Source organism: Vibrio rumoiensis 1S-45, assembly GCF_000286955.2.
In the GTDB taxonomy this organism is placed as follows: Bacteria; Pseudomonadota; Gammaproteobacteria; order Enterobacterales; family Vibrionaceae; genus Vibrio; species Vibrio rumoiensis_A.
Genome location: NZ_AJYK02000097.1, coordinates 1 through 12,340, shown reverse-complemented (window position 1 = coordinate 12,340; position 12,340 = coordinate 1). Strand labels below are relative to the sequence as shown.

The following is a 12,340-nucleotide window of genomic DNA, read 5'->3' as shown; positions in this document are numbered from 1 at the left end:
GCACCTTCGTGGGAGTCATTATGTTTAGGCATAGAGTGGAAAATGAAGCTACAGCAGGTAAATAAAAAACAGTTAAACCAATTGATTACGGGAACAATTGGTTTCGCCATTGAGCTTTGTCATGGATCTATTCCACCTAAACATGTACTCAATCGTTCACTGTATCAGGCTCAAAACGTTGAAGCTGAAATGTGGGCATTACCTTATATGATGCTGTCTCAGGGTTATGTTGTTGGGTTTTGTGGTTTTAAATATGAACCCAAGTGTGGTGACGTGGAAATTGGATACAATGTTTCACCTAAGCAGCGAGGCCGTGGATTGGCAAAGTCTGCGGTTAGTCAACTTTGCAGTTTAGCGTTTGGAACCGGTCTAGTTGAAAACGTAGTCGCTTTGATTTCGCCAGTTAACGTTGCTTCACTTAATGTTGTAAAAGCTAACAATTTCATCTTTAGAGGCACTGTCGTAGATGGAGACAATGAAGAGCTAGAAAGATGGGTGCTAAATAAAGCAGCCTATGCCTAACATGTGCTTCAAACGGAACGTCAACAGTTGGCTATGGTTCGTTCCTCACAAATTTTAGCCAACTATTTCAGCCCAATTAAGTAGACGTTATACATAATCGGGATAGCAGTTTTTCAGTTAAAAAATATAATTTACTTCATTCACGAAAAGTGCCGAAAGGTTCATCCAATATTTAAGGTCATCAATGGAAAACTATTTTAATAGCCCTTTTGCGGGAAAGTCTTTAAAAGAACAAGTGACTAATCGCAATATTATTGTGGGTAAACACAGCTATTATTCTGGTTTTTACCATGGGCATAGTTTTGATGAATGTGCTCGCTATTTAATTTCTGGCCGTGGTGATGTGGATAAGCTGATCATTGGCAGTTATTGCTCGATTGGAACTGGTGCGGTGTTTATGATGGCGGGAAATCAAGGGCATCGGCATGAGTGGGCGAGTACCTTTCCATTCTTCTATCAAGATAGTAAAGATTTCCCCGATGCGATTGATGGCTTTGAACGTGCCGGAGACACCATCATTGGTAATGATGTATGGATTGGCGCAGAAGCGATGATCATGAGTGGCATCACGATTGGTGATGGTGCGGTAATTGGTAGCCGATCTGTGGTGACAAAAGATGTGGCGCCTTATTCGATTGTGGGCTCTAACCCTGCTAAACACATCCGTTTTCGTTTTAGTGATGTGGAAATAGCGCAATTATTGGAAATGCAGTGGTGGGATTGGAGTGATGAGCAAATTAAAGGTGCAATGGCGTGGATATGCTCGTCGGATATTGATGGTTTGTATCAACACTGGAAAGGGTGGTGATATTTAACGCAGCTCTTATATGAGTTTCTGAGCCGTGATGGTCAAAAAAGCCTCATAAATCGCTCTATTTAATAATAGTCTTGATTTATGAGGCTTTTTTGTTTGTATGTGAATAAAATCCAATCAACCTACGCAGGGTTTAATGAGAGTAATTCATGGTTGTTTTTGAGAAGGATATTAGACGCTAATCTGGCAGCATCAGGATCTTTGTCCATGATCGCTTGGTAAACGGCCCTGTGTTCTTTAATACAAAAATGACCGCGAACAGAAGAATGGTTAAAGAAACATTGATACACGGTGGTGAGAACATTACCAAAGGGCGTGAAAAAATCATTCGATGTGGATTGGAAAATTAAAGAGTGAAATGACAGATCTGCGTGAGTCCATGCATCGGCATCTTGTATTTTACTGGCTTCTTCCATGTCATTGAAATGTGCGGTTAGGTTTGCTCTTTGTTCTTCCGTCGCAAATAAGGCACTAAAGGCACAAGCAGCAGGCTCTATCGACTTTCGTAATCCTAAAAATTGCTCCAAGAAATGCTGAGGGTCTTCACCATCTTTTAACCATTCGAGTAATTGCTTATCTAAAAATTGCCAATATTTTCTAGGCTGGACAAACGTTCCGACTTTAGGTTTGGAGCTAATTAATCCTTTTGAAGAGAGTAACTTTATCGATTCTCGCAATGCTGTCCGGCTAACACCAAAGGTTTTACACAGGTCTAATTCATTGGGTAGTTTTGAGCCGACAGGCAATTGGCCACTAATTATTTGCGTGGCAATTTGCTGGGCAATATAAACATTGAGCCGATAAGTCATTGGTGTAAAACAAAAAGTATCTTCGCTCATTTTGCGCTCTCTTAAAAAGAAAAAAGCCAGTGAAGCACTGGCAGTAATTTCATAGCAATGCCTTGATATTTACTTAACCAACTGTACAAATGCCGGCTAAGTAAATAAGAGACAATCAAAGTAGTTTGACTACAACATCAGACTGGGGGGAACTGATGTTGCAGGTATTTCCTAAATACACATTAATCATACAATAGCACTAATAACTGTCAACCACATAAACTGTTCACATTACCACCAATAACTGATTATGTGATCGAGGTCTAAGGCATATATCTATCGATATAGGATGATGCTCTTGAGATTTGAAGTGCTACTTGATGTTATAGAAGGTTGAGATGCACTGGTATATCGTAACTGGTCGTATAACTGCGGCTTCAGCGGTAATTTCAAATACTTTAGGTTATCGCTATAATCCGACAACAGGATAAGTGAGCCACATCACTTTTTCGCGCTACAAAATAACTGTTGGCTACAGCGTTAAATGTTACAATGTCCATAAATATGACAAGAATCTAATAAGAAGAAATATTATGTCAAATGAGTTTAGTTCTATTTCCGGTTCCAAACGAAGTTTACATGTGCAAGTAGCACGTGAAATAGCAAGGGGTATTCTTTCTGGTAAATTACCACAAGGATCGATTATTCCTGGTGAAATGGCGTTATGTGAGCAATTTGGAGTAAGCCGTACGGCATTGCGTGAGGCAGTAAAACTTCTTACTTCAAAGAGTTTACTTGAATCTCGACCTAAAATTGGTACTCGTGTAGTACACCGTTCTAATTGGAACTTTCTAGATCCACAATTAATTGAGTGGATGGATGGCATCATTGATAGCGAAACTTTTTATCATCAATTTTTAGGCCTTCGCCGCGCTATTGAACCTGAAGCTTGTGCATTGGCGGCTAAGTTTGCCTCGGTAGAGCAAAGAATTGAGCTTTCAGAAACCTTTCAAAAGATGTGTGATGTTTCTGAAGCGGAAGAGTTTGATCAAGAAGCGTGGACTGAAATCGATATGAAATTCCACAACTTAATTTTCAATTCGACAGGCAATGATTTTTACCTGCCTTTTGGCAATATTTTGATGACAATGTACAAAAACTTTATTGTTCATTCATCTCAAAAAGGTGATCTTTGTTTACAAGAACACCGCAATATTTACGAAGCAATTATGGCTGGCAATGCGGATAAAGCGCGTACTTGTTCAGCAAACCACTTGCAAGAATCGAAACACCGTTTACCGCCATTGATTTAATTCAAACTTTTGAAATTTAAAGCAGTTGAATATCTTTCAGCTGCTTTTTTTTATGCCTAAAATTCGTAATAGATTGCTACAATAGATCCTACAATAATATTACTAGAGGTTTCTATGAGCGAATCACATTCGGATAATTCTTTATTAGCCAATATAGTGCAATACATTGCCACTATTGAGCCCTTTAATAATTTACCTAAAGATGTGATTAGCGAATTGGCTTCCATCGTACAAATTACTTACGTAAGCCGCGGCGAAATCATCGATCCTTATGAAAACCAAAATGAAAAGTATTTATACATTGTGCGTACTGGGGCAATGGAGCAGAGAAAGCTTGATGGGCAGTTACGTGCAAGGTTAGGTAGCGATGATATTTTTGGGTTTACTTTCTTAGATGGAACGGCAGATGAAGACAACCGTTATACTGCGGTAGCATTGCAAAACTCATTATTGTATTTGATCCCACACTCTTCTTTAGTGCGATTATTTGAGCGTAAACCTGAGTATGCAGAGTACTTTGCGTCCCAAGCGCAAGTTCGTTTAAAAACTGCGCATGATGTGGTTTGGTCCAATAAAGAAAAAGGGTTGTTTATTAAACGTGTGGGTGAAGTTGCCAGTGGCATTATTGCTGTCGTAACTTCTGATATGACGATTAAAGAAGTAGCTCATGAAATGCGTATTGTGAAGCGCTGTTCGTGCGCAGTGATTTATGAAAACGATAAAATTATCGGGCTTATTACCGATAGAGATATGACAAAGCGTGTTATTGCTCATGGCGCACCTTTAAGCGATCCTATTTCAACAGTGATGACACCAAACCCATTTGTGATTAGCCCTGATGCTTTAATTCTTGAAGCCGCCTCAATGATGATGGAGCACAATATTCGTAATATTCCTGTGGTCCATGAAGGCAAAGCCGTCGGTTTGTTAACGACAACGCATTTAGTGCAAAATCACCGCATGCAAGCCATCTTTTTGATTGAAAAAATCAAGTACACCAACAGTGTGTCGGAGTTGTCGTTATTAACTTCAGAACGCCAGGCTATTTTTGAAGCCTTAGTTGAAGGTAAAGTTGCTTCCGATATTATCGGTAAAGTGATGTCGATGATTATGGATGCTTATACTCGTCGATTGATTCAAATTGCCATAGATAAACTAGGCACTCCACCTTGTGAATACAATTGGATCAGTGCGGGTTCTCATGCTCGTAATGAGTTGAACATTACTTCAGACCAAGATACGGCGCTTATTCTGTCCGACGATGCCACCAATAGTGATAAAATTTATTTTCGTCATTTAGGAAGCTATGTTTCTAATGGTTTAGATCGATGCGGCTATCCTTTATGTACTGGGAAATTTATGGCTGCGACGCCAAAATGGTGTCAACCGCTCTCGATCTGGAAAGAATACTATAAAAAATGGGTCGCTAACCCTGAATATGAATGTTTGCTGAATATTAGTGTGTTTTTGGAAATTCGTTCTATTTACGGTAATGCTGAATACACCAATATTTTACGTGATGAACTACACCAAAACATTCTTGAGAATAGGACATTTTTATCAGCATTGGTGAGAGATGCGGTGAATACGAATCCGCCGTTAGGTATTTTTAATAGCTTAGTATTAGAAAAAAATGGTGATCAAACAAAAGTACTTAATATTAAAAAATATGCGATTAATTTGATTATTGATTTAGCTCGTATTTATGGTTTAGCGGTGGAATGTGAGTCATCAGGTACAGAAGAGCGTTTTAAAGCCGCAAGAGATGCCGGAATATTGAGTGAAAATATGTATAAGAATATTATTGGTGCTTATCATTTCATCGCGCAATTTAGATACAGCCATCAACTTGAAAAGCTCAAGCAAGGCGAAGTACCAGATAACTACATCGATCCAAATAACTTCGGAAGTTTTGAACGTCAACATTTAAAAGATGCATTCCGAATCATTGCAGATATGCAAGAGGCTGCTAAATTGAGGTTTGGAGCGATCAGTCATTAAAGTATTGGTGATAGAAAGTGCGGCTTGAAGTGGTGAGCCAGTACAGATGAGCCAGTACAGATGAGCGTAGTTGCTTTCTTTCGATTTCCTTTTATCGATTATATGCTTTAAATTGAAGTTGCAGCATTATGGTTATATTCATAATGACTGCAACTTCAATGTTTTTTGATTATCTTTCCTTTTTGATTAATTAAGGTAGATAACCTTATTTTTCAATTCGTTTAATCATTAAAATATCATCAAAATAGGCTTTGGTGTCTGAAGCAGGAGCGCCTTGATAGGTTAACGCGAATTCATCGACACGTACTTCTGTTTGACTTCCAATATCGCTATCTAGATCGATGGCACTTGAATCGGTTATGCGCATCAATGCGTAGATTTCTACCGATGTATTCGCACCAGAATTAAACGCAACTTCTACTTTTCTAAAGCCTGTTTTCACAGAGCCTTGTGGTGCATCATCCAAATCACGAACGTGCACGGTTTTCTCTGCAATGGTTTCGCCCATTAAGGCATTGCCATTGACGACTTTGACACCAAAATCAAGCTCGCTTAATGATGAGTCTTTTTTATTGTCGTAATAATACAAAGAGAAAACATAATCGGTATTGGCTTGAAGGTTATCAACTACTTGGCTTAGGCCGGGTGTTGCAGAAAAATCATCGGTGGCGCTTCTAAAGCGGATACGCGCTGAACCACTCGAATCAAAAGCGGTATCTCCAGAGCTGCCAACATCGCCTTTGCCGTTATCGTTATCAGCATGCTTTATCCAAACCTCACTAGTACCACTGTTACTTCTAAATGCAGTTAGCTGGTGGTCTCCGATCTCGGTATTTCGATCGATATTTTCTGAAAGTGATAGGGTTAATTCACTGTGCTCAACAGAACCTGAATGAAACTCCCAATTCACCCAAGAATACTCATTACTAGTGTTATTAAACCCTTGAGAACCCACGCCGTTCACTGCAAACTGTGCTGGCCCTTTAACAAAGGCTGAAACAGAATAGCGTGTATTTGGTGTTAGCGTTATTGCTTGAGAAGCGTATCCTGAACCGCCTATCTCTAAGCTAGCAGAACGAGAAAAAGATAAATCATCCGTTACGATAGAAGCATCGGAATATGTCCAACCTGTCAATTGATCATCAAACCCTACATTGGTTAATGCTTCGGTTTGAATGATGCCCACTGGCTTTTCAAGCTGATAATGAATCGGCCCGACATCTTGATATTGCAGTGGTTTTAACGAGCGAGTATCAGTAGATTCTAAATGCTCATCTGCGCCAGCCATGGTTAATTCAAGACGGTCTTCACCATCCATGTCTTTTATCACGGCTGAAAAACTGCCTTTCTCATAGTTGGAGACAACATCTAAGTTTGGTGTGTTTAGGCTTGGTCGATACAAACCATCGTGAGACATTGTTAAGCCTGCTGATATAAATTCAAAACCGCTCGTGCCTAATGGAACCGCGTTATCATCTGAGAAAGACTGACCATGAATGATATTACCAACCACGGTTGACGTTGGTGGTAAGCCCCTTGCAGCTTCAGTAATAACAGGGCCAATGGCTTTATCGATTAAGTTATTGGCGAGATAAACCGTATTCGGTTGTTTGCTTTTGCCACCACCATCAATATTTAAGCTGTTTACGCTATCGACAATGGTATTGTTGGCAATATGGACGTTAGTGACCTGTTGGTAGCCGTTATCACCATCACTTGCCCCGTCCGATCCTAGAATAACAATCCCACCATGATGTGAGGTATTTTTGTAGCGCGCCCCTGAGATGTAGTTATTCACGATTGAATGATTACCATCGACAATGCGTAAACCACCTGCAAATGGGTAACCATCACCGAAAATGAAGTTATTTTCTATTTTCGCACTATTACCATGACGAGTTGTGAGTGAGCCATAGCTATTACGAATGGTATTGTAACTGATGACGTTATTTGTCCCTTTATTGGAGACAACTTCAGCCTCACCTTGAATATTTTCAAATAAATTACCGACGATGAGAGAGTTCGCATCAAAGTGGTGAGTTTCACTTAAACCCGTTCGAATGGCTTCGTAATTATTGTCACTGCTGCCGGCAAACATTTTTCCTTCAGAGGGGGCTCGGTTAGCAATGTAATTTTTATAGACGATAATATTTTTCGCCAGTTCGGCTTGTTTGGTTTCATCATCCCACTCAGAATCAACCCAGCGGTTAAAAGAAATCATTGGAGAGGCGGTGGTTTTACCGCTAATGATGCTGTGATCAAGCCAGTTATTTTGACCAAAAATATGTATCCATTCACCAGAGCTGGTATCTCCAGAGGTAATGCCTAAATGGGTATCAACATTTAAAACGGCGATTTCAGTGATCCGGCAATGGTTACAAAGATCATGAGTGCCAAAGCGAGTCGAAATTAGATTACTACTCGAAGTCGTTGCGCCATCAAAGACTAGGCCTTGTAGTTGGGTATATTGCCCGCCCATGATGATTTGCACATCACCAGTGAGAATGGCTTTCCCTGGGTTTTCAGCCGCAACTTTAATCGGTTTGTCTTGTGTGCCCATTCCACCATAAGTGATTTCTAGATCGCTGTAGCTTCCATCGGCTAAACAAAGGGTTGTACCCGGTTCCATTTCTTTTGATACTGCGTCTTCTAAATCAGATGTAGATCGGAATACTTCCGTACAAGTTACATCAGGAACGGTCAAAATAGCGGTTGGTAAATTAGGGACAATATGTTCCGTTGCTACGATTGGAGTCGAAGTATCAGTGTCATTGTCACTTTCGCTGCCAGTGGAAGGGGTTGAGCCTCCAGATGTACTCCCTGAATTGGTGCTCTCTTTTGAATCGGTGCTTTGAGTATTATCTTTAGATTCAGAAGAGGTTGCGGTTTCGTTATTGGTATTTATATTCGAATCTTCATCGGAAGTATTACAACCTGCCATTAAGAAAATAATGGAAAGACTCAGTAAGCTTTTCTTTAATATCATGTTCTCATCCTTTTATTATTATTTTTTCCTTTGCACTTGAAGTTAGAACTTCATTTTGGCACCAAGAATTTAGAACATATTTGAAAAAAAATTTTGAAGTGATTCTTGTTTTTAATATTTGTATTATTAAATTATAAATCAAGATCACAAATTGATAGAAAAGCGCTTAAAAAAGAAACTCATGTTAATCTTTTGTTACATTGGTGGGGTGAGTGAGTTGATCAGAATTGGTTGGATATTGATAAAAAAGAGGAAGCAATAGGGGCTTCCTCTTAAGGTGAGTGAGGATAATTAAACTAAAAGATCACGCACAAAAGTTTTAATTTCATCGTTTTGGCAGTTATCGAAGAAGCATTGTTGGAAGCGCTCTCCCGTTACGGCTGTTTTGACTAATTCAGGGTCGATAGCGCGCAGTGTATCTAAGTAGTTTTCCTTGTTCACGGCGGCTTTTACTTCCCCTAAAATACCAGCGTTGCGAACTTGTGGTTCTTTGCGCTCAGCAGGGTAGCCTTCACCACGAGGGCCTGTGAAGGCTTTTTCAAAGATGTAACGTGCATTTAATTCTGCCGCCCAACCAAACCCTTTCGCAAAGGCTAATGCTAATGCGTTGCCGTTGTTGATTTGGTTGAATAGGAAAGCATCGGAGGGTTCTAAGCAATAACCACAAGTCACGCCCGGGTGTAAGTTAAGGGACATCATTGCGCCTTGGCCGGTACCACAACCTGCAATAACAAAATCCACGGCGTTAGAGTTAAGAAGTAGGCTTGCTTGAATACCTAAGTGAATGTAAGTCAGGTGATGGTCGTTTTCATCGCTCATCCCGACGTTTGCAACACGGTGACCTAGCGGTTCAACGACGCTTTTTAGCTCATTGAGAATGGTTGCGTTTTTTCCTGCTTGGCTGTTTTCCATCATCAGTGCAATGTTCATTCAATTTCTCCAGTCGATTCTCTACAAAATGTAAAAATGAAGCCATGTTGTTGCGTTACAGCATGAGTAAGTTAAGTGTCTAGCATTGTCTAAATTAGCACTTTGTCTGGCTTACCGTGCTAACCAACCACCATCAACCGCAAGGGTGTAGCCATTAATGTAGCTTGCAGCGTCTGAGGCTAAAAACACACAAGGGCCAGCAATATCAGCAGGTGTTCCCCAGCGTTCGGCCGGAATACGTTCAAGGATGGCTTTACTGCGTTCTTCATCGGCAAGAAGGGCTGCTGTGTTATTGGTTGCCATATAGCCCGGAGCAATCGCATTCACATTGATGTTGTCTTTCGCCCATTCGTTCGCCATGGCTCGGGTGAGCCCCATGACAGCACTTTTTGAAGCGGTGTAAGAGGGAACGCGGATACCGCCTTGGAAAGAAAGCATAGAAGCAATATTAATGATCTTGCCGCCGTTGCCTTGAGCGATAAATTGCTTTGCTACCGCTTGTGACAGAAAGAAAACCGTTTTGGTGTTGATGTTCATTACATCGTCCCAGTTTTGCTCTGAGAACTCGATAGCATCTTCCCGGCGAATAATGCCCGCGTTATTGACTAAGATATCGATGTGACCAAACTCAGTCATCGCTTGTTCGATAATTGAAGGGATTTCATCTTGATTGAGAAGGTTAGCGCGAACATCTAAGAATTGGTAACCTGCTGTGTTCATCTTCTCGATGGTATCGCTCGGAGCCGATCGATTAACCCCAATCACGTTACAACCTGCTTCCGCTAAACCCAACGCAATCGCTTGTCCAAGACCCGTATTACAACCAGTCACAATAGCTACTTTTCCTTGCAAATCAAAAGCGTTTAAAATCATATCGTATCCTTATATCTATCTTTACGAGCAATGGAACGGTGGGTAGATGCTTATCATGGTAACGATCCAATGTTAGAAGCATCACAGTAAACCTAAGTAAAGGGTAATAAAAAAGCAGCTAATCCAAGCTGCTTTTTTGGTTTGTAAGCCAGATGGGTTAATTAGAATAAATCTGAATCAACGTTATCGAAGTAGGCTTTGGTGCCAGTACTCGAATTGTCGCCAGTGTATAAGGTCAACTGTGAAGGAGTTTCTGCAGATAAACCCGTTTCAGATTGATCTATAGTGTGCAACAACGTACCGTTTACAGATACCTCAACTGTTCCATTATCCCAAGATAGAGTAATTGTATTCCAAGCATCCTCTGGCACTGCGCTTTGCAATTTAATGTCTGGATCTACACCCTCAACTTTATCACCAGCTTCAATATATAAACTTCCACTTGATAGCCTTACTTCAAAAAATCGGGCGTCATCAGTTTTATCTGTTCCAATATTGATATATACGCTTTTTTCGTTTGTGCTTGGTACATAAACATCTAAAGATACTGAGCCAGTGGTTGCTGCAGAAGAAAACTCACGAACTGCATATGGCTTTTTACTGTCTAAATCTTCGATTAATAATGAGTTAGAACCACTTTTTGCTTGATCATTACTGACGACTGCAATTGATGAAAGTGTATTGTCATCGAAGCTAGTATTATATGATTTCCAACCAGAATTCGTTTCTGCTATATGCGTATCTGCAGTATAAGAATCAAAATTATCGGTTACACCTTCTCCTGTACCCGTATCTGTACCAGAATCAGTGTCAGTTGAATCGCCACCAGAAGTGTCATCGCTACCAGTTGAACCAGTAGAGCCACTTAATTGAATAACAGTCGCTTCAAATGTGCTCTTATTATAAGGGTTGGCAGATAGGTCATGACCATCTGTGTACTTTTCAAAATCATCACTAAATACAGAAGAACTACCTGAGAATAATTCAAGGTTATCGATCAGCGCTTCGTATTGCGTGGTGTCACTGGTATCGCCGAGTTTAATAGAAACAACCGCAACGGCATTTTGAGGGCCATAGCTTTCAACAGGGAATGAGGTTCCATTAATAGAGAAAGTTGCACCAGTTGCTGTCCAACTTAATTCAACTTCTAATTTTTTACCTTCCTCGAAAGTACCCTCAACAGTAGTTTTTCCATCTGCTGTGCGGTATTCGATCATACCTTTAGTCAAGATGATTTGAGTGTGTAGATTTGAGTTAGATGTGCCGTCAGCATTGTATAGAGATAGGTAGATACTATCGCCAGTTTCAGAATTATTTTGCGCGGTATCTTCATCTAGCTGATAAGTAAGATCAAAGGTTAATTTACCAGCAGCAATGGTATCAACACCAACATCTGTGTCTGAATCTGCGAATTTAATACGTAACTCACCAGAGTCCTCGGTCGTGGTATCCAAAATTTTTGCTACTTTATTTGCAAGTGCTATACCTGAATTCGCATTGGCTTGTGATACTGCGTTTTTCACAGCGTCATTTTCAGAATGATCGGTACCAGAAAGAACACCAAAGCTTGATGTATCAATTGATAAAATGCCGTTTAATACTTTGTGATGACCATCAATAACAGTCGCGCCACTAACATCGTAATAAGTGAATGATAATGTGCCAGCTTCAATGTCTTCAGTAATTTTGTGAGTTTTAACTACATAAGTACCTGGTGTCGCATCATCATCGTAATAGTATTGAGTTCCATCATTAAAAACATACACATTAGGGAGATCTTCTGCTGCATAAACAGATAGGTCATTACTCAAAGAAGCAGCGCTTGAATTACCTATTTCCCAGTAACCACCGGCTAAAGCGGAAACTGCTACTGTTTCTGAGGTACCGCCACTAGAGCTACTGTCACCTGAGCCACTACTAGAGCTGGCTGGATCGCTTGAACCATCAGTATTACAGCCTGAGAGCATGGTTGCTAAAGCGAGAGAAATAAGTGGTACGAGTGTTTTTAATTTCATAATCATCATCCTAATGGTCTTATCGAACCTTGTTTTATTTCCAGGTTCTTTTTGAAATTGTGATTGAGCTATTTATTCACTATCTAAATGTATCCATACGGTATTGC

Annotated in this window: 9 protein-coding genes; 4 read left to right on the top strand and 5 right to left on the bottom strand. The window is 40.2% G+C overall.

Translation table 11 applies throughout. The annotated features are described in order from the left end of the window. Both A1QC_RS13645 and catB read left to right on the top strand, forming a co-directional pair. A partial coding sequence (locus A1QC_RS13645) for a GNAT family N-acetyltransferase (protein ID WP_017023933.1) occupies positions 1-522 on the top strand: 522 nt, incomplete at its 5' end. 184 nt (positions 523-706) lie between these two features. Further along, complete coding sequence (catB, locus tag A1QC_RS13640; RefSeq protein WP_017023932.1) at positions 707-1,330, top strand: type B chloramphenicol O-acetyltransferase; 624 nt, start codon at positions 707-709, stop codon at positions 1,328-1,330. Positions 1,331-1,458: 128 nt separating this feature from the next. On the opposite strand, the gene A1QC_RS13635 is transcribed toward catB, so the two are convergent. Next, a complete protein-coding gene (locus A1QC_RS13635; protein ID WP_017023931.1) occupies positions 1,459-2,175 on the bottom strand; it encodes a FadR/GntR family transcriptional regulator in 717 nt (238 codons plus the stop codon). Between the two features lie 533 nt (positions 2,176-2,708). Here A1QC_RS13635 and A1QC_RS13630 point away from each other — a divergent pair. Both A1QC_RS13630 and A1QC_RS13625 read left to right on the top strand, forming a co-directional pair. Then, entirely contained in the window at positions 2,709-3,428 is a 720-nt protein-coding gene (locus A1QC_RS13630; protein WP_017023930.1) for a FadR/GntR family transcriptional regulator, read from the top strand. Between the two features lie 114 nt (positions 3,429-3,542). Beyond that, a complete protein-coding gene (locus A1QC_RS13625) occupies positions 3,543-5,429 on the top strand; it encodes a putative nucleotidyltransferase substrate binding domain-containing protein (RefSeq protein ID WP_017023929.1) in 1,887 nt (628 codons plus the stop codon). Positions 5,430-5,634: 205 nt separating this feature from the next. Here A1QC_RS13625 and A1QC_RS13620 read toward each other — a convergent pair whose 3' ends face one another. From A1QC_RS13620 to A1QC_RS13605, 4 genes are all read right to left on the bottom strand, one after another. Beyond that, positions 5,635-8,415 (bottom strand): polysaccharide lyase 6 family protein, encoded by a 2,781-nt coding sequence (locus A1QC_RS13620; RefSeq protein WP_017023928.1) that lies wholly within the window; start codon positions 8,413-8,415, stop codon positions 5,635-5,637. Positions 8,416-8,706: 291 nt separating this feature from the next. Further along, on the bottom strand, positions 8,707-9,345 hold the full coding sequence (locus tag A1QC_RS13615) for an RpiB/LacA/LacB family sugar-phosphate isomerase (protein WP_017023927.1): 639 nt from the start codon (positions 9,343-9,345) through the stop codon (positions 8,707-8,709). Positions 9,346-9,456: 111 nt separating this feature from the next. Further along, entirely contained in the window at positions 9,457-10,218 is a 762-nt protein-coding gene (kduD, locus tag A1QC_RS13610; protein WP_017023926.1) for a 2-dehydro-3-deoxy-D-gluconate 5-dehydrogenase KduD, read from the bottom strand. A gap of 161 nt (positions 10,219-10,379) precedes the next feature. Beyond that, complete coding sequence (locus A1QC_RS13605; protein WP_017023925.1) at positions 10,380-12,233, bottom strand: LamG-like jellyroll fold domain-containing protein; 1,854 nt, start codon at positions 12,231-12,233, stop codon at positions 10,380-10,382. Between the last annotated feature and the right edge of the window lie 107 nt (positions 12,234-12,340).